The sequence below is a fragment of the Rugamonas rivuli genome (genome assembly GCF_009380165.1).
In the GTDB taxonomy this organism is placed as follows: Bacteria; Pseudomonadota; Gammaproteobacteria; order Burkholderiales; family Burkholderiaceae_D; genus Rugamonas; species Rugamonas rivuli.
On record NZ_WHUF01000006.1, the window covers coordinates 372,608 to 391,645 of the forward strand.

Genomic DNA, 19,038 nt, shown 5'->3' on the forward strand with positions numbered 1-19,038 from the left:
AGCTAAACGGTTTACGCTTTTTCCGGCGAGCCGATGAAGCGGTAGATCGCCGCGCCCAGCAGTGCGCCGACGATAGGCGCAACCCAGAACAGCCACAGCTGGCTGGTGGCCCAGTCGCCCACGTACAGCGCCACGCCGGTGCTGCGCGCAGGGTTGACCGAGGTGTTGGTGACAGGGATGCTGATCAGGTGGATCAGCGTCAGGCCCAGACCGATAGGCAGCGGTGCGAAGCCTTTCGGTGCGCGCTCGTCGGTGGCGCCCAGGATAATCAGCAGGAACATCATGGTCATGACCACTTCCGTCACCAGCGCGGCCAGCAGCGAGTAGCCGCCTGGCGAATGCGCGCCGTAGCCGTTGGAGGCGAAGCCGCCCATGACGTCGAAGCCGGCCTTGCCGCTGGCGATGGTGTACAGCACGCCGCCGGCGACGATGGCGCCCAGCACCTGGGCGACGATGTAAGGCAGCAGCTTATTGGCCGGGAAGCGGCCGCCGGCCCACAGGCCGATCGATACCGCCGGGTTCAGGTGGCAGCCAGAGATGTGGCCGATGGCGTAGGCCATGGTCAGCACCGTCAGGCCGAAGGCCAGCGACACGCCCAGCAAGCCGATGCCGACGCCCGGGAAGGCCGCCGCCAGCACCGCGCTGCCGCAGCCGCCCAGTACCAGCCAAAACGTTCCAAAAAATTCCGCGCCATATTGTTTCATATTGTTTTCCCCTGTGTTTACTGATGTTTCTTGATAGTCAATTTTGCATAGTTTCTATGCAACGTTGGCAATCTACCCGGGATAGGCGCAAATGTCGAGTGCAGAGTTTTCAACCGGCCGGCAAACGCAGCAGCAAGCGGCTGCGCGCGCTGTCGTCCAGCGCGGCCAGCGTGCCGCCCTGGACCTGCGCCAGCAGGCGGGCCGCGTACATGGGCAGCGCCTGCTCGTCGTCCGGTCGTCCGGCCTGGCCCTGCAGGCAGGCGCGCTGCGCGGCCGGCAGCACGCCGGCGTATTCCAGCGTCAGCGCCCAGTGGCCGCCGTCCAGCGTCGCGCCCAGCACGATGGAGGTGCCGGCCGGCGTGTGGGCCGCCGCGTTCAGCGCCAGGTGCTCGAACAGCATGTGGCACAGCGTGCCGTTGGCCAGCAGCGTGGCCGGCTGCGCCGGCAGCATCACCGGATGGCTGGCGGCGACGGCCGAGGTGGCGCGCGCCAGCAGCGGGTTGAGCGCCACCTGCTCGGCGTGCGGGTGACTGGCGCCCTGTTCGATGCGGCACAGTTCCAGCGACAGGCTGGCGAGCCGCAGCGCGCGCCGCGCCGCCTCGTCCAGCACGGCCATGCGCTCGCGCTGCGGCGGCGCCAGCGTGGGATCGGCTAGCAGCCGCGCGCTGGCATCCAGCACTTCGGCCAGCGGCGCCGCCAGGTCGTAGCGGCTCAGGCGTTCGACTTCCTCGCGCAGATGGGCGTTGTCGGCCACGGCCGCGTTCTGCCGCCGCAGTTCGGCCATCATGCCGGCCAGCCGCAGATGGGTGCGCAGGCGGGCCTTGAGGATGGTGGGATCGACCGGCTTGGTCACGTAGTCCACCGCGCCCAGCTCCAGGCCGCCGACGATGTCCTCGGCCTGGTCCTTGGCGGACAGGAAGATCACCGGGATGTCGGCGGTGGCCGGATCGGCCTTGAGCCGGCGGCATACTTCGAAGCCATCCATCTCCGGCATCATCACGTCGAGCAGGATGATGTCGGGCCGGTACACGGGAATGATCTCCAGCGCCTTCTTGCCGGAGATCGCCACCTTCACGCCGTAGCCGTCCTCGGCCAGCATGCCGGCGATGACCTTGATGTTGGTGGCGATGTCGTCCACCACCAGCACGGTCGCTTCGCGCAGCCGTTCTTCCAGCGGGCGCTCCAGGCCGATCAGCGGCGCCGGCGCAGGCGCAGGGACGGGCGCGGCCGGCATGGCGGCGCGGCGCACGGCGGCACGCTTGACGGCGGCGTCGCCGCGCGACTGGAACATCGCCTGCAGCTTGCTGTGGAAGGTCGCCAGCGTGAACGGTTTGATCAGGCAGTCGGTCACGCCGGCCTGGGCCGCCGCGCGCAAGCCGTCGCGGTTGGCCTCGCTGGGCAGCAGCATGAAGGGCAGCTCGGCATCGGCCAGGTTGGCGCGCACCCACTGCAACAGCTGCAGGCCGTTCATGCCGGGCATGTCGAGATCGGAAATGACGGCGGCGATCGGCCGCTCGTTGAGGATGCGGCACGCTTCCTCGCCGCTGCCGGCCAGGAACACGTTGACGAAGCCGAGGTCGGCAAGGATGCCCTTGACCACGGAGCGCATCTGCTGGTTGTCGTCCACCACCAGCAGCGGCAGCGACAGGTCGATATTCAAAGCGGGCATAGGCAGGTTCCAGCGTGATAGTCAGGCGCCGCCGGCGGGGCGCCCGGGGCGCGGTTGCGCGGGTGCAACAGATGCGCGGAGAGCGGGCGCACCAGCCACCATCTTAAACGTAAATTATTTCCCATCGGAAGCTAATTGAAGTGTTGTCGCGTAAAACACAGATACAATTAATACGCCACCTACATTGTGGCGCAGGCCAAGTTTCTGAGATACAGTTGGACTCCACGGCATCCCTATCGAGAGTGCCGGGAGACTACAGTGGGGTGGCGTCCAGTGAAGAACAATAGCGGCTTCGACAGCAAAATTCTGGTCCCCTTCGGCCTGGCCGGCGGGGGCGCGTTGGGAACGATGGTCGCGGGTTGGAGCGCCTGGGGCTGGTACACAGTCCTGTGGTCGGCCCTGCTGCTGGCGGCTGCCGCGTGGTGCGCGCGCGGCGCCGGCGCCGCCGCGCTGGGCGGCGGCGAGCAAGCCATGATCGACGACTACCTGGCCGCGCGCGAACGCTTCGGCGACGCCGTGCTGCCGATCTGGTGCCGCCACATAGAAAATTCCCGCAACCAGATGGAGGAAGCCGTGGCCGACCTGGCCGGGCGCTTCTCCAACATCGTCGACAAGCTCGACGACGCGGTCCACGTGTCCAGCCATGATGGCGGCAAGGGCGGCGGCAAAGGGGCTGGCAACTCCATGACCGAAATCTTCTCGCGCAGCGAAACCCAGCTCGGCTCGGTGGTGACGTCGATGAAGTCGGCGATGTCGTCCAAGCACGCGATGCTGGCGCAAATCAAGGACCTGGAACGCTTCACCCGCGAACTGCGCGACATGGCCGAAGGCGTGGCCAGCATCGCCGCCCAGACCAATCTGCTGGCGCTGAATGCCGCCATCGAAGCGGCGCGCGCCGGTCCCGCCGGGCGCGGCTTCGCCGTGGTGGCGCAGGAAGTGCGCAACCTGTCGAGCCGCTCGGCCGAGACCGGCCGCAACATCTCCAACCGCGTCGGCCTGATCAGCAGCGCCATCCTGGCCGCCAGCCAGGCCGCCGAACAATCGAGCGAGCAGGAAGACAAGTCGATGCAGTCGGCCGAAGGCATGATCGAATCGGTGCTGGGCGACTTCCGCACGATGACCGACGCGCTGGTGCAATCGGCCGAAAAGCTCAAGCAGGACAGCATCGGCATCCAGGGCGAGGTGGGCGAGGCGCTGGTGCAGCTGCAGTTCCAGGACCGCGTCAGCCAGGTGATGGCGCACGTGCGCGAAAACATGGAGCTGCTGCCGGCGCTGCTGCGCGACAACCGCGACCGCTACACCGCCGACCAGGTGCTGGAAGCGCTGGACCCGCAGCCGCTGCTGCACGAACTGCAAAAGACCTACGCCATGGCCGAGGAGCACGCGGTGCACGGCGGCGACAGCCACGCGGCGCCGGTGGCCGCGGCGGCCGACGAGATCACTTTTTTCTGATGTGCTAGCGAGGTAAAGAACATGGCAAAAACCATCATGGTGGTCGACGATTCGGCTTCCCTGCGACAAGTGGTCGGCATCGCGCTCAAGGGCGCGGGCTACGAGGTGATCGAAGGCCGCGACGGCGTCGACGCGCTGTCCAAATGCACCGGCCAGAAAATCCATCTGGTGGTGTGCGACGTCAACATGCCCAACATGGATGGCATCACCTTCGTCAAGCAGTTCAAGCAGCTGCCGCTGTACAAGTTCACGCCCGTCATCATGCTGACCACCGAGTCGCAGGAAAGCAAGAAGGAAGAGGGCAAGGCGGCCGGCGCCAAGGCCTGGGTGGTCAAGCCGTTCAAGCCGGAAGTGCTGCTGGGCGCCGTCGCCAAACTCGTCATGCCATAACCCCACGGAGGACGTCATGTCCGATCAAACTGGAGCAGCAGTCGCTCGCATCGCCCTCGACGGCGAGATGACCATTTATCGCGCGGCCGACCTGAAGACCACGGTGCTGGAAGCGCTGCGCAAGACCCAGGTGCTGGAGATCGACCTGTCCGGCATCACCGAGCTCGATACGGCCGGCCTGCAGGTGCTGATGCTGGCCAAGCTGACCGCCAACGCCGACCAGCGCGAACTGCGGCTGCTGCAGCACAGTCCCGCCGTGGTGGAGATCTTCGACATGCTGGACATGGGCGCCTTCTTCGGCGACGCCCTGCTGATACACACCTGATCACCTACCTGCCGCATCCATCTGTTTCTTTTTGTTCCGAGGGCATGCCATGAACCTGGACGAAGCACTACAGACCTTTATCACCGAAAGCCGCGAGCTGCTGGAAGAGATGGAAAACGCGCTGCTCAACGTCGACATCGCGGGCGACCAGAGCGAGGCGATCAACGCCATCTTCCGAGCGGCCCACACCATCAAGGGATCGGCCGGCCTGTTCAGCCTGGACCACATCGTCGCCTTCACCCACGTGGTCGAGAGCCTGCTCGACGAGGTGCGCGACGGCCGCGTGGTGCTCAACGACGAGATGATCGTGCTGCTGCTGTCCTGTTGCGATTACCTGTCCGGCATGACCGACGCGCTGGCCGCCGGCCGCCTCGACGCCGACCCCGACACCGCGCCGGAAGGCGAGATGCTGCTGCAACAGCTGCGCCGCCACATGGCGGGCGGCCACGCCGAGGAAGCCCAGGCCGCCGACGCGCCGCTGGCGGTGCACGCCGAGCCGGGCGTCGAACGCATCGACCAGGAGCGCGGCGACAGCGACTACTGGCACATCTCGCTGCGCTTCGGCCGCGGCGTGCTGCAGAACGGCATGGACCCGATCGCCTTCCTGCGCTACCTGGCCAAGCTGGGCAAGATCGTCGGCATCGCCACCGTGCCCGACGCCATGCCGCCGGCCGAGGAAATGGACGCCGAGCTGTGCTATCTGGGCTTCGAGATCGCCTTCGACAGCGCGGCCGACCGCGAAGCCATCGCCGGCGTGTTCGAGTTCGTGCAGGACGATTGCGAGATCCGCATCATCCCGCCGCACAGCAAGGTGTCGCACTACGTCGACCTGATCCGCGCCTTGCCCGAGCAGGCCGCGCGGCTGGGCGAGATCCTGGTGCGCTGCGGCAGCGTCACCTCGCACGAGCTGGAGGGCGCGCTGCACCAGCAATCCCATCCCGACAACCCGCAGGACGAGGTCGTGCCGCAGCAGCTGGGCAGCATCCTGGTCGGCGCCGGCAGCGTGCCGCCGGTGGTGGTGGAGGCCGCGCTGGCCAAGCAGAAGCAGGTCAGCGAGCAGAAGGCGCAGGAAAGCCGGTCTATCCGCGTCGATTCCGATAAGCTGGACCGCCTGATCGACCTGGTCGGCGAACTGATCATCGCCGGCGCCCGCGCCAACATGATAGGCCAGCATATCCAGAACACCGAGCTGCAGGAATGCACCTCGACGCTGTCCGGTCTGGTGGAGGAAGTGCGCGACGCCGCGCTGGAACTGCGCATGGTGAAGATAGGCGCCACCTTCAACCGCTTCCAGCGCGTGGTGCACGACGTCGCGCGCGAGCTGGGCAAGGACATCGGCCTGATCGTCGACGGCGAGGATTCGGAGCTGGACAAGACCGTGGTCGAGAAGATCGGCGATCCGCTGATGCACCTGGTGCGCAACGCCATGGACCACGGCATCGAGCCGGGCGATGTGCGCGTGGCCAACGGCAAGCCGGCCAAGGGCATGATCAAGCTGAACGCCTTCCATGAATCGGGCAGCATCGTCATCGAAGTCAGCGACGACGGCGGCGGCCTGCGCAAGGAAAAAATCCTGGCCAAGGCCGTCGAACGCGGCCTGGTGGACGCCGACCGCAAGCTGACCGACAGCGAAATCTACAACCTGATCTTCGAGGCCGGCTTCTCGACCGCCGAGAAGATCACCAACCTGTCCGGGCGCGGCGTCGGCATGGACGTGGTCAAGCGCAACATCACGGCGCTGCGCGGCAGCGTCGATGTCTCCAGCAAGGAGGGCGCGGGAACCACCGTCACCGTGCGCCTGCCGCTGACGCTGGCCATCATCGACGGCTTCCTGGTGCAGGTGGGCAGCTCGGTGTTCGTCATCCCGCTGGACATGATCGAAGAGTGCATCGAATACGCCACCGAGCCGGGCCAGGACTACTGCAATCTGCGCGGCCAGGTGCTGCCCTTCGTGCGGCTGCGCGAGCTGTTCCGCATCGACGGCGCGGCCACGCGGCGCGAGAGCATCGTCGTGCTCAAGCTGGGCAACCACCGCGCCGGGCTGGCGGTCGACACCCTGCTGGGCGAATTCCAGACCGTGATCAAGCCGCTCAGCCCCATGTTCAGCGAAGTCAAATGCATCAGCGGCTCGACCATCCTGGGCAGCGGCGAGGTGGCGCTGATCCTGGACGTGGCCGCGCTGATGCAGGCCGTCAGCGGCAAGGGCGTCGTCGCGCTGGCCGCCTAACTTCGGAGAGGACAATATGAATACAGCCGCAGACCATGTGGTGACGTACGGGAGCAGCGCCATCGTCGCGCTGCAAAGCGGCGCCGCCCTGCCCAGCCAGTTCCTGACCTTCATGCTGGGCGAGGACCAGTACGCGGTCGGTATCCTGCACATCAAGGAGATCATCGAGTACGGCAGCCTGGCCACGGTGCCGATGATGCCGGCCTGCGTGCGCGGCGTGATCAACCTGCGCGGCGCCGTGGTGCCGGTGATGGACCTGTCGGCGCGCTTCGAGCGCGCGCCCAGCGTGATCGGCAAGCGCAGCTGCATCGTCATCGTCGAAGTCGACAACGGCGACGGCGACGGCAAGCAGGTGCTGGGCATGCTGGTCGATTCGGTCAACGCGGTGGTGGAGATCGCCGCCGGCGACATCGAGGAGGCGCCGTCGTTCGGCACCCGCATCCGGCCCGACTTCATCGCCGGCATCGGCAAGGTCAATGGCAAGTTCGTGATCCTGCTCGACATCGAGCACGTGCTGTCGAGCGAGGAGATAGTCGAGATGGCGCGCGGCACCGTCGCCACGCACCACAACTGAAGCGGCGGCCGCCATGCCAGTCGTTACCATCACCGAGCGCGAGTTCACGCAATTCCAGCGCTTCATCTACGAGGCGGCGGGGATCTTCATGGCCAACGGCAAGCAGGCGCTGGTCAGCGGACGCCTGGCCAAGCGCCTGGCGCACTACCAGCTGGAGAGTTACGGCGACTATCTGCGCCTGCTGGAAAGCCGCGCCCAGCCGGCCGAGCTGCAAGTGGCGGTCGACCTGCTGACCACCAACGAAACCTATTTCTTCCGCGAGCCCAAGCACTTCGCGCTGCTGCGCGACCTGGCCGTCGAAGCGCGCGAGCGCCGCCAGACCATGCGCGTGTGGAGCGCCGCCAGTTCCAGCGGCGAGGAAACCTACAGCATCGCCATGGTGATGGCCGACGTGCTGGGCGACGCCGCGTGGGAGGTGCTGGGCACCGACATCAGCACCCGCGTGCTGGAGCGCGCCCGCTGCGGCCACTATCCGATGGAGCGCGCCAGCCAGATGCCGCAGGCCTACCTGAAACGCTTCTGCCTCAAGGGCCAGGGCAGCGAGGCCGGCACCATGCTGATCGAACGGGCGCTGCGCCAGCGCGTGCAGTTCCGCCACCTGAACCTGAACGAACCCTTGCCCAAGCTGGGGATGTTCGACGTGATCTTCCTGCGCAATGTGATGATTTACTTTAACCTGGAGACCAAGCGCCAGGTGGTGGCGCGGCTGCTGGCGCAGCTGCGGCCGGGCGGCTACTTCCTGATCGGCCACTCGGAAACGCTGAACGATATCAACGACACCGTGGTCGCGGTGGCGCCGTCCATCTATCGCAAACCATGATCGCGACGCTGACCATGGCCGACTCCAAGCTGATCGATATCTTCCTGATGCCCGGCGATTATTTCGTCGGCGACGAACGGTATCGGGTGCGCACGTTGCTGGGCTCCTGCGTGTCGGTCACGCTGTGGCATCCGGCCATGCGCATCGGCGCCATGTCGCACTTCCTGCTGCCGGGGCACGGCCGCCGCAAGGCCCACGACAAGCCCGGCATCTACGGCGCCGACGCCATGAAGCTGCTGCTGGAAGGCCTGGCCCATCATGGCGTGCCGCTGATCCAGTGCCAGGGCAAGATCTTCGGCGGCGCCGCCATGTTTCCGCGCAACGCCAAGGTGCGCGACATCGGCATGCAGAACGGCGACTACGCGCGCAGCACGCTGCAGCAGCACGGCATACACGTGGTGTCCGAAAGCCTGTTCGGCGAAGGCCACCGCCAACTGATCTTCACCATCCGCAGCGGCGAAGTCCTGAGCCGCCAGGTCCCGCCCGAAACGGCGGTCGGCGGCCCTGCAGCGCAAAACAAGGAATAGGCATGAGTGGAATAAACGTCATGATCGTCGATGATTCAGCCGTGGTGCGCCAGGTGCTGAGCAGCTTGCTGAACGCGGCGCCGGGCATCTTCGTCGGCCACGCGGTCGCCAATCCGCTGCTGGCGATGGAGCGCATGAAGGTGCAATGGCCGGATGTGATCGTGCTTGACGTCGAGATGCCGAAGATGGACGGCATCACCTTCCTGCGCAAGATCATGAGCGAGCGGCCGACGCCGGTGGTGATCTGCTCGACGCTGACCGAGAAGGGCGCGCAGACCTCGGTGGAGGCGCTGTCGGCCGGCGCGGTGGCCATCATCACCAAGCCGCGGCTGGACCTCAAGCAGTTCCTGCACGACTCCGCCGACGAGCTGGTGTCGGCCGTGCGGGCGGCGGCCGGCGCCCGCGTCGGCAAGCTGGCCAACCGTCCGGCGCCGCCGCCGGTGACGGCCAAGCTGAATGCGGACGCGGTGCTGCCGCCGTCCGACCACCGGCCGATGACCACCACCACCGAGCGCGTGGTGGCGATCGGCACCTCCACCGGCGGCACCCAGGCGCTGGAAGAGGTGCTGACCGCGCTGCCCCGGGTCTCGCCCGGCATCGTGGTGGTGCAGCACATGCCGGAAAAATTCACCGCCGCCTTTGCCGCGCGCCTGGACAGCGTGTGCGAGGTGCGCGTCAAGGAGGCGGCCAACAACGACCGCGTGCTGCAGGGCGTGGTGCTGATCGCGCCCGGCGGCAAGCACATGCTGCTGCGCCGTAACGGCGCCCAGTATTTCGTCGAGGTGGTGGACGGCCCGCTGGTCAACCGCCACCGGCCGTCGGTCGATGTGCTGTTCCGTTCCGCCGCGCGCGCGGCCGGCGCCAATGCGCTGGGCGTCATCATGACCGGCATGGGCGACGACGGCGCCGCCGGCATGCTGGAGATGCACAAGGCCGGCGCCCGCACCGTGGCGCAGGACGAGGCCAGCTGCGTGGTGTACGGCATGCCCAAGGAAGCGGTCAAGCGCGGCGGGGTGGAGCGCTCGGTGCCGCTGAACGCGATCTACCGCGAAATCCTGCAGCAGCTGTCCTACTGACCGCCGCCATGGCCACCGACACGCTCACCGAAGCCGCCACCGATCCCACGCTGGCGCCTGCCCGCGCATGGGCCGGCCAGCGCGTGCTGGTGGTGGAGGACAGCGCGGTGCAGCGCGGCTATCTGGCCGGCCTGCTGCGCGAGCTGGCCTTCGGCGAGGTGCTGGAGGCGGCCGACGGCAACGAAGCCTTGCAGGTGCTGGAGCGCCTGGGCGGCGACGCGATCTTCCTGGTGCTGACCGACCTGGAGATGCCGGGCATGGACGGCATCGAGCTGACCTGCCAGCTGCGCGAGCGGCGGCTGGCGCAGAACCTGATCGTGGTCAGCGCGCGCGATCCGCGCCTGCTGGAGATCATCGAGAGCATGGATTTCGACGATGCCTGCATGGACTTGCTGGGCACCTTGCTCAAGCCGGTGCAGGCGGACGCGCTGGCGCAGCTGCTGGCGCGCGCCGGCCGCAAGGCGGTCGTCAAGCCGGCCTGCGCGCCGCCGGACATGCCGGGCGCGGACGAGTTGGCGCGGGCCGTGGCGCAGCAGGAGTTCATCCCCTATTTCCAGCCCAAGGTGGCGATCCGTAGCGGCCAGCTGAAGGGTCTGGAGGCGCTGGCGCGCTGGCGCCATCCGACGCGCGGGCTGCTGTCGCCGCTGCACTTCATCGACGCAATGGAGGGCACGCCGCTGATGGAGGAGTTCACGCTGGGCATGGTGCGCCAGGTGCTGGAACGCCTGCAGGAATGGACCCAGTCCGGCCTGCCGCCGCTGACGGTGTCGGTCAATCTGTCGGCCGACAACCTGGCCGAACGCGGCTTCATCGACCGCCTGACGGCGCTGGTGATGGCTTCCGGCGTGGCGCCGTCTTCGCTGGTGTGGGAAGTGACCGAGACCAGCGTGATGCGCCAGCTGTCGCACGCGCTGACCAATATGGGGCGGCTGCGGCTGATGGGCTTCGGCCTGGCGATGGACGATTTCGGCATCGGCTATTCGTCGATGCAGCAGTTCGCCCGCTGCCCGTTCACCGAATTGAAGATAGACCGCGCCTTCGTCAACGGCGCGTCGCAGTGGCCGAACCGCCACGTGGTGCTGAAAAGCGCATTGGACCTGGGGCAAAGCCTGGGCGTGGCGACCGTGGCCGAAGGCGTGGAGACGCTGGAGGACTGGCAGCTGCTGCGTGAGCTGGGCTGCGACCTGGCGCAGGGCTATCTGCTGGCCAGGCCGATGCCGGCCGAAGAGTTGGTGGGGTGGATCAGGCAGGACCGGCGCAGGCTGCGGGCGCTGGCGGAACAAGCGTAGTCAAAAAAATATCCGATAAGTCGCATCTCTGGGGGGAGTCATCATGTTGTCTACTTTAACGGTTCGGGCCAAGATCCTGATCTTGCTGGTGGTGGCGGTACTGGCGCTGGTGGTGGTGGTGTTAATCGCCTTCATGGGGTTGAAGCAGGAAGGCGCGATGCTGACCCAGATAGGCAAGAACCGCATGCCGTCGGTGCAGGCGTTGCAGCAGATCAGCGAGGGCCAGACGGCGCTGCGCTCGGCCAGCCGCTCGATCGACACCACCGCGGCCTATCCCGAGGAAGCGGACAACGTCGCGCATGAAATCAAGCGCAAGCAGGAGATCTGGGGCGACGTCGACAAAGCCTGGAAAATCTACGACGCGCTGCCGCAGGAAACCGAGGAGGCGGCGGTCTGGAAGACCTTCGTCAAGCAGTGGGAAACCTGGAAGGCGCGCGACGCCATCATCAACGATCTGGCCGGCCAGATCCTGCGGGCCGATAGCGCCAAACGCAAGGAGCTCTACGCCACCCTGCACAAGACCCTGCAGGAAAACCGTCCGGCCTTCCACGACGCAGAGGAAAGCCTGAACAAGCTGGTGGCGCTCAACATCGGCTACGGCGAGGGCGACGTCAAGAATGCCGACGAATCCTCCTCCCATGCGCTCAGCCTGATGTACACCGCGTCCGGCGTGGCGCTGGCGCTGCTGGTGTTCATCGGCCTGCTGATCCTCAACGGCATCATGAAGCAGCTGGGCGGCGATCCATCGTATGCGGCGGACATCGTGCGCCAGGTGGCGGACGGCGACCTCAGCGCCGACGTCGCGCTCAAGCCCGGCGACACCACCAGCCTGCTGGCGGCGATGAAGGGCATGATAGAAAAACTGTCGCACGTGGTGCAGGAAGTGAACAACGGCGCCGAGGCGCTGGCCAGCGCCTCCGAGGAAGTGAGCGCGACGGCGCAGTCGCTGTCGCAGGCCGCCAGCGAGCAGGCCGCCGGCACCGAAGAAACCAGCGCCTCGGTGGAGCAGATGACGGCCTCGATTTCGCAGAACACGGAAAACGCCAAAGTCACCGACGGCATCGCCAGCAAGGCGGCGCTGGAAGCGGCCGAGGGCGGCGATGCGGTCAGGTCGACGGTGGCGGCGATGCAGCAGATCGCCAAGAAGATCAGCATCATCGACGACATCGCCTACCAGACCAATCTGCTGGCGCTGAATGCGGCCATCGAGGCGGCGCGCGCCGGCGAGCATGGCAAGGGCTTCGCGGTGGTGGCGGCCGAGGTGCGCAAGCTGGCCGAACGCAGCCAGGTGGCGGCGCAGGAAATCGAACAGGTGGCGTCGAGCAGCGTCGAGCTGGCGGAGAAGGCCGGCCGCCTGCTGGACGAGATGGTGCCGAATATCCGCCGCACCTCCAACCTGGTGCAGGAGATCACGGCGGCGTCGGAAGAGCAGTCGGCCGGCGTCGGCCAGATCAACTCGGCCGTCACGCAACTGAGCCAGACCACGCAGCAGAACGCCTCCAGTTCCGAGGAGCTGGCCGCCACCGCCGAGGAGATGAGCGGCCAGGCCGAGCAGCTGCAGCAGACCATGTCCTTCTTCAAGCTGGCCGGCGTGTCGCGCCCCATCCGCACCGCGGCCGCGCCGCGCAAGCCGGGCAAGCCGTCCGCGCGCACCGGCGGCCGCATGGCGACGACCGGCGTGGGCGGCAACCGCCGCATGACGGAAATGAGCGAACCCGACGAATCGCACTTCGTCAAATTCTGAACGACAAGGGAGGCACTATGCTGCGCCAACTGAAGATCAGTACCTATCTGGGCCTGTCGTTCGGGTTTATCGTCGTGCTGCTGATCGGCGGCATCATGCTGGGCATCTCCAAGCTGGGGGCGATCAACGACTTGAACAATGTCGTCATCCAGGACCGTTATCCGAAAGTCGTGCTGACCTATAAATGGATCGGCGACGTCAACCTGATCGCGCGCTCGCTGCGCAACGCCATCATCTTCAGCGACAGCAAGACCGTCAACCAGGAGCTGGACCGCATCGCCACGGCCGACGGCCGCATCGCCGACATCACCAAGAAGCTCAAGGAAATCGTCCGCAACCAGAAGGGCAAGGACTTGCTGGCCAAGACGCTGGCCGCCGAGGACCAATACCTGGCGGTGCGCGCCGAGTTCATCGCCCTGGTGCGCGCCGGCCATGCCGACCAGGCCCGCCCCATCCTGATCGAAAAGCTGCGGCCGGTGCAGAGCGCCTATTTCGGCGCGCTCGATGCGATGAACGATTACCAGGCCGAGGCGATGGCGGTGGCCGACAAGGAAACCGACGAGCAATACGACAGCGCGCGCACGCAATTGATCGCCACCGGCGCCGTGGCGGCCGTGATGGCCTCGCTGCTGGCCTTCCTGATCGTGCGTGGCCTGATGCGCCAGCTGGGCGGCGAGCCGGCCTACGCGGTCGACGTGGTGCGCGCCGTGTCCGATGGCGATCTGAGCGTCGAGGTGCGCTTGCGCGCCAACGACAGCACCAGCCTGCTGGCGGCGATGAAGGGCATGACGGAAAAACTGTCGCAAGTGGTGCTGGAGGTGAACAACGGCGCCGAGGCGCTGGCCAGCGCCTCCGAGGAAGTGAGCGCGACGGCGCAGTCGCTGTCGCAGGCCGCCAGCGAGCAGGCCGCCGGCACCGAGCAGACCAGCGCCTCGGTGGAGCAGATGACGGCTTCGATCTCGCAGAACACGGAAAACGCCAAAGTCACCGACGGCATCGCCAGCAAGGCGGCGCTGGAGGCGGCCGAGGGCGGCGAGGTGGTCAAGTCGACGGTGGCGGCGATGCAGCAGATCGCCAAGAAGATCAGCATCATCGACGACATCGCCTACCAGACCAACCTGCTGGCGCTGAACGCGGCCATCGAAGCGGCGCGCGCCGGCGAGCATGGCAAGGGCTTCGCGGTGGTGGCGGCCGAGGTGCGCAAGCTGGCCGAGCGCAGCCAGGTGGCGGCGCAGGAAATCGAGCAGGTGGCGTCGAGCAGCGTCGAGCTGGCGGACCAAGCCGGCCGCCTGCTGGACGCGATGGTGCCCAATATTCGCCGCACTTCCAACCTGGTGCAGGAGATCACGGCGGCGTCGGAGGAGCAGTCGGCCGGCGTCGGCCAGATCAACGCGGCCGTCACGCAGCTGAGCCAGACCACGCAGCAGAACGCCTCCAGTTCCGAGCAGCTGGCCGCCACCGCCGAGGAAATGAGCACCCAGGCCGAACAGCTGCAGCAGACCATGGCCTTCTTCAAGCTGGCCGGCATGCCGCAGCCTGTCCGCACAGCGACGGTGGCGGTGGCGCGCAAGCCGGGCAAGCCGTCCGCGCGCACCGGCGGCCGCATGGCGACGACCAGCGCTGCCGGCAACCGCCGCATGGTGGAAATGAGCGAACCCGACGAATCGCACTTCGTCAAATTCTGAGAGAGGCGGCGATGAATACCATGATCCGATCCGAACCGAAGCAGCTGGCCGCCGCGACCCCGTCACAGTTCCTCAGCTTCATGCTGGGGCAGGACATGTTCGCCATCGGCATCCTGGCGGTGCGCGAAATCCTGGAGTACGCCGGCGTGACGCCGGTGCCGCAGATGCCGCCCTGTATCAGCGGCGTGATCAACCTGCGCGGCACGGCGGTGCCGGTGCTGGACCTGGCGCGCAGGCTGGAGCGCGAGCCTTCGCCGATCGGCAAGCGCACCTGCATCATCGTGGTCGAAGTCGAGAGCGACGACGGCCCGTTCGTGATCGGCATCCTGGTCGACGCGGTCAATGCGGTGCTGGATATTCCGCCGGCCGATATCGAACCGGCGCCCAGCTTCGGCGCCCAGGTGCGCGCCGAAATGCTGCAGGGGATAGGCAAGGTGCAGGGGCGCTTCGTGCTGCTGCTGAACGTGCAACACGTGGTATCGGCCAGCGAGATCGCCGCGTTGGCGGCCGGCGGCGCATTGCCGCAACATTCGTAACACTTACCGGGAGTCTTACATGCTTGCCACGATAACAGTCAGGACCAAGATCCTGACGCTGATCGCTGTCGCCGTCCTGGCGCTGCTGCTGGTGATGGTGATCGCTTTCCAGGGGTTGAAAAAAGAGAGTGCGATGCTGGCCGAAATCGGCAAGAACCGCATGCCGTCGGTACAGGCGCTGATGGCCATCAATGAAGGCAAGACCGCGATCCGTTCCGCCAACCGCGGCGCCGACGCCATCGCCATGTACCCCGAGGACACGACGGAAATCGCCCAGCAGGTCAAGCGCCGCGGCGAAATCTTCGGCGAGATCGACAAGGCCTGGAAGATCTACGATGCGCTGCCGCAGTCCAGCGAGGAGGCCGCGCTGTGGAAAACTTTCGTCAAGCAGTGGGATACGTGGAAGCAGAAGGACGCCGAGTTCGGCGACATCCTGAAGCAGATCCATGGCGCCGAAACGGCCAAGCGCAAGGAATTGTTCGCCGCCCTGCATGGCAAGCTGAGCGCCAACCGTCCGGCCTTCCACGATGTCGAGGACAGCCTGGACAAGCTGGTGGCGATGAACGTCAAGTACGGTGACGACGCCGTCACCCAGGCCGATGCCGCGTCGGCCGCCGCGCTGACCAGCATGTACGTGGCTTCCGGCGTGGCGCTGGCCTTGCTGGTGTCGCTGGGCCTGCTGATCCTGAACGGCATCCTGCGCCAGCTGGGCGGCGATCCCGGTTATGCGGCCGAGATCGTGCGCCAGGTGGCGGACGGCGACCTCAGCGCCGACGTCGCGCTCAAGCCCGGCGACACCCGCAGCCTGCTGGCGGCGATGAAGGGCATGATAGAAAAACTGTCGCAGGTGGTGCAGGAGGTGAACAACGGCGCCGAGGCGCTGGCCAGCGCCTCCGAGGAAGTGAGCGCGACGGCGCAGTCGCTGTCGCAGGCCGCCAGCGAGCAGGCCGCCGGCACCGAGCAGACCAGCGCCTCGGTGGAGCAGATGACGGCCTCGATTTCGCAGAACACGGAAAACGCCAAAGTCACCGACGGCATCGCCAGCAAGGCGGCGGTGGAGGCGGCCGAAGGCGGCGAGGCGGTCAAGTCGACGGTGGCGGCGATGCAGCAGATCGCCAAGAAGATCAGCATCATCGACGACATCGCCTACCAGACCAATCTGCTGGCGCTGAACGCGGCCATCGAGGCGGCGCGCGCCGGCGAGCATGGCAAGGGCTTCGCGGTGGTGGCGGCCGAGGTGCGCAAGCTGGCCGAGCGCAGCCAGGTGGCGGCGCAGGAAATCGAGCAGGTGGCGTCGAGCAGCGTGCAGCTGGCGGAGAAGGCCGGCCGTCTGCTGGACGAGATGGTGCCCAACATCCGCCGCACCTCCAACCTGGTGCAGGAGATCACGGCGGCCTCGGAAGAGCAGTCGGCCGGCGTCGGCCAGATCAATTCCGCCGTCACACAGCTGAGCCAGACCACGCAGCAGAACGCTTCCAGTTCCGAGGAGCTGGCCGCCACCGCCGAGGAGATGAGCGGACAGGCTGAGCAGCTGCAGCAGACCATGTCCTTCTTCAAGCTGGCCGGGGCCGGGCACCGTCGTCGTGGGTAGTACGCCACAGGTGAGTATTGGTGAGATTTGCAGCGGCGGATTGGTTCACAATGCATCGTGGACCTCCCCGTCGACTGGAGAAATCTCTCATGTTCAAGCAGATGAAAATGGAGACCCGGCTGCATGCCGGATTTGGCGCCATCGTGTTGCTGGTGGTGCTGCTGGGCGTAATCGCCTTCGCTAAGCTCAGCTCGCTTCACGAACACTGGACCGAGTTCGAGACCATCACGCTGGCGCGCAAGAACGCCGTGCTGGAGGGCGTCACCGCCCACGGCCACGCGGTGCGCCACTTCAAGAACTACATCCTGCGCGGCGGCGACAACAACGTGCAGTTCCGCGCCGACCTGGCGGCCATCGACAAGGAGATGGCCAACTACAAGGACGGCGGCGGCCTTACTCCCGACGAGCAGGCGCTGTTGAACGAGGTGCTGGCCGGCACCAAGGCCTACGCCGACAGCATGAGCAAGCTGGAAGCCATGCAGGAGAAGGGCGTGACGGCGGTGGAGATGGACAAGGCCATCAAGGGCGCCGACGAGGCCATCTCGGCCGCCTTCCGCAAGCTCCTCAAGGTCAACGACAGCGAAACCAAGGGCGAATCGGCTGCCATGACGGAAGTGACCGATTCCGCCAAGCGCCTGATCCTGGCGATGGACGTGCTGATCGCCGTGCTCGGCTGTGTGCTGGCGGTGTGGCTGGCGCGCAGCCTGTCGGGCATCGTGCGCGAAGTGCAGGTCGTGGTCGGCAGCCTGGCCGGCGCCTCGCAGGAAGTGAGCTCGACGGCGCAGTCGCTGTCGCAGGCGTCCAGCGAACAGGCGGCGAGCGTGGAGGAAACCAGCGCGTCCATCGAGCAGATGACGGCGTCGATCGCGCAGAACACCGAGAACGCCAAAGTCACCGACGGCATCGCCACCCAGGCGGCGGTAGACGCCGCGCGCGGCGGCGAGGTGGTCAAGGCCACGGCGGCGGCGATGAAGCAGATCGCCAGCAAGATCGGCATCATCGACGATATCGCCTACCAGACCAATCTGCTGGCGCTGAACGCGGCCATCGAGGCGGCGCGCGCGCACGAACACGGCAAGGGTTTCGCGGTGGTGGCGGCCGAGGTGCGCAAGCTGGCCGAGCGCAGCCAGGTGGCGGCGCAGGAAATCAGCAAGGTGGCGTCGGACAGCGTGGAGCTGGCCGAGCAGGCCGGCGTGATGTTCGATGCGCTGGTGCCCAACATCCGCAAGACGTCGGACCTGGTGCAGGAGATAGCGGCGGCGTCGGAAGAGCAGAGCTCCGGCGTACGGCAGATTAACAGCGCGGTGATTCAGCTGAGCCAGACCACGCAGGTCAACGCGGCCAGCTCGGAGGAGTTGGCGGCCACGTCGGAAGAGATGAGCGCCCAGGCCGAGCAGCTAGGCCAGTTGATGGCGGTGTTCAAGCAGTATGCGGTGGAGGATGCGCCGCGCGTGTCGCCGCTGCGGCGCGCGGCGGTGCTGAAGCCGGGCGCGGCCCGCGCGGCCCGCTCGCCGCGCAAACTCGATCTGGTGGCCGACGGTGCGCCGGACGAGAACAAGTTCACGCGGTTTTAACGTTACGGCTTGACGAACTTCAGCGTCATACGGTCGCTCTCGCCGATGGCCTTGTACATCTCGCGGTCCGCGTCCTTGTTGGCGTAGGTCGGCGGCAGCGCCCAGACGCCGCCTTTGTGTTCGCCGTTGTCCTTGGCGTTGGCGTTGACTTCCGACTTGTCCGCCAGCTTGAAGCCGGCCGCCTCGGCCAGGCCGATCACATACTTCTCGTGCATGTAACCGGTGCTGGCATCCTTGTCCTGCACCTTGGAGGCCGGCAGGCGGTGCTCGACCACGCCGAACACGCCGCCTTTCTTCAGGCTGGTGTAGACGCTGCCGAACAGCGTTTTCAGGTTGTCCGGACCGGTCTCCATCCAGTTGTGGATGTTGCGGAAGGTGAGCACCATGTCGACGCTGCCGGCCGGCGCGAACTCATACTTGCGCGGCGGCGAGAACACGCCCAGCGCCACCTTGTTGTACACCTCCGGCTTGGCGTTCAGCCGCGCCATGTAGCGCTCCGCACCCTTGCGCTCGTTGGCGTCCGGCGAGGCCAGGTCGTTGCCGGCGGCGATCAGCTTGCCGTGGTCGCGCAGGTAGGGCGCCAGGATCTCGGTGTACCAGCCGCCGCCCGGCGCCAGCTCGACCACCGTCATGGTCGGCTTGATGCCGAAGAAGCTCAGCGTTTCGTAGGGATGGCGGTAGACGTCGCGTTCGACGTTGGCCGGCGTGCGCGATGGCGCGGCGATGGCGGCCTTCAGCGCGGCGTCTTCGGCGGCGATGGCGCCGGCGGCGCTGAACAGCATGGCGGTGGTGGCCAGGGCGGCAAGTACGGTTCGTTTCATGCAGAGTCTCCTGAGGGTTCGTATGTGTGGACGA

17 protein-coding genes are annotated in these 19,038 nt (G+C 66.6%); 14 read left to right on the forward strand and 3 right to left on the reverse strand.

Annotation, left to right across the window (positions count from 1 at the left end):
• Positions 1-11: 11 nt before the first annotated feature.
• Complete coding sequence (aqpZ, locus tag GEV01_RS23200; RefSeq protein ID WP_043479666.1) at positions 12-704, reverse strand: aquaporin Z; 693 nt, start codon at positions 702-704, stop codon at positions 12-14.
• Positions 705-813: 109 nt separating this feature from the next.
• Complete coding sequence (locus GEV01_RS23205) at positions 814-2,373, reverse strand: response regulator (protein ID WP_152807858.1); 1,560 nt, start codon at positions 2,371-2,373, stop codon at positions 814-816.
• 768 nt (positions 2,374-3,141) lie between these two features.
• Between GEV01_RS23205 and GEV01_RS31550 the strand changes: the two genes are divergently transcribed.
• The 14 genes from GEV01_RS31550 (at position 3,142) to GEV01_RS23275 (ending at position 18,183) form a co-directional block, all read left to right on the forward strand.
• Complete coding sequence (locus tag GEV01_RS31550; RefSeq protein WP_408014836.1) at positions 3,142-3,825, forward strand: methyl-accepting chemotaxis protein; 684 nt, start codon at positions 3,142-3,144, stop codon at positions 3,823-3,825.
• Between the two features lie 21 nt (positions 3,826-3,846).
• On the forward strand, positions 3,847-4,215 hold the full coding sequence (locus GEV01_RS23215; protein ID WP_008444158.1) for a response regulator: 369 nt from the start codon (positions 3,847-3,849) through the stop codon (positions 4,213-4,215).
• 16 nt (positions 4,216-4,231) lie between these two features.
• Positions 4,232-4,540, forward strand: coding sequence for an STAS domain-containing protein (locus GEV01_RS23220; RefSeq protein ID WP_152807859.1), 309 nt, complete (start codon positions 4,232-4,234; stop codon positions 4,538-4,540).
• Positions 4,541-4,589: 49 nt separating this feature from the next.
• The gene (locus tag GEV01_RS23225) at positions 4,590-6,767 is read left to right on the forward strand and encodes a chemotaxis protein CheA (protein WP_152807860.1); all 2,178 of its coding nucleotides are present in this window, start codon (positions 4,590-4,592) and stop codon (positions 6,765-6,767) included.
• A 16-nt stretch (positions 6,768-6,783) separates the two neighbouring features.
• Entirely contained in the window at positions 6,784-7,341 is a 558-nt protein-coding gene (locus GEV01_RS23230; RefSeq protein WP_175023191.1) for a chemotaxis protein CheW, read from the forward strand.
• Between the two features lie 13 nt (positions 7,342-7,354).
• Entirely contained in the window at positions 7,355-8,161 is an 807-nt protein-coding gene (locus GEV01_RS23235; protein ID WP_152807861.1) for a CheR family methyltransferase, read from the forward strand.
• Entirely contained in the window at positions 8,158-8,688 is a 531-nt protein-coding gene (locus GEV01_RS23240; RefSeq protein ID WP_152807862.1) for a chemotaxis protein CheD, read from the forward strand. Before GEV01_RS23235 ends, GEV01_RS23240 begins: the two co-directional genes overlap by 4 nt.
• Before the next feature lie 2 nt (positions 8,689-8,690).
• Positions 8,691-9,764: a protein-glutamate methylesterase/protein-glutamine glutaminase gene (locus GEV01_RS23245; RefSeq protein ID WP_152807863.1), complete on the forward strand. Its 1,074-nt coding sequence runs from the start codon at positions 8,691-8,693 to the stop codon at positions 9,762-9,764.
• A gap of 8 nt (positions 9,765-9,772) precedes the next feature.
• Complete coding sequence (locus tag GEV01_RS23250; RefSeq protein WP_152807864.1) at positions 9,773-11,053, forward strand: EAL domain-containing response regulator; 1,281 nt, start codon at positions 9,773-9,775, stop codon at positions 11,051-11,053.
• 43 nt (positions 11,054-11,096) lie between these two features.
• Positions 11,097-12,797: a HAMP domain-containing methyl-accepting chemotaxis protein gene (locus tag GEV01_RS23255; protein WP_152807865.1), complete on the forward strand. Its 1,701-nt coding sequence runs from the start codon at positions 11,097-11,099 to the stop codon at positions 12,795-12,797.
• A 17-nt stretch (positions 12,798-12,814) separates the two neighbouring features.
• Positions 12,815-14,482, forward strand: a complete 1,668-nt coding sequence (locus GEV01_RS23260) for a methyl-accepting chemotaxis protein (RefSeq protein ID WP_152807866.1) — start codon at positions 12,815-12,817, stop codon at positions 14,480-14,482.
• An 11-nt stretch (positions 14,483-14,493) separates the two neighbouring features.
• On the forward strand, positions 14,494-15,018 hold the full coding sequence (locus tag GEV01_RS23265; protein ID WP_152807867.1) for a chemotaxis protein CheW: 525 nt from the start codon (positions 14,494-14,496) through the stop codon (positions 15,016-15,018).
• 19 nt (positions 15,019-15,037) lie between these two features.
• Entirely contained in the window at positions 15,038-16,609 is a 1,572-nt protein-coding gene (locus GEV01_RS23270; RefSeq protein WP_152807868.1) for a methyl-accepting chemotaxis protein, read from the forward strand.
• 89 nt (positions 16,610-16,698) lie between these two features.
• On the forward strand, positions 16,699-18,183 hold the full coding sequence (locus tag GEV01_RS23275) for a methyl-accepting chemotaxis protein (RefSeq protein WP_152807869.1): 1,485 nt from the start codon (positions 16,699-16,701) through the stop codon (positions 18,181-18,183).
• Positions 18,184-18,185: 2 nt separating this feature from the next.
• Here GEV01_RS23275 and GEV01_RS23280 read toward each other — a convergent pair whose 3' ends face one another.
• Positions 18,186-19,004 carry a class I SAM-dependent methyltransferase gene (locus GEV01_RS23280; RefSeq protein WP_152807870.1) on the reverse strand — a complete coding sequence of 273 codons (819 nt, stop codon included), beginning with the start codon at positions 19,002-19,004 and terminating at the stop codon, positions 18,186-18,188.
• Between the last annotated feature and the right edge of the window lie 34 nt (positions 19,005-19,038).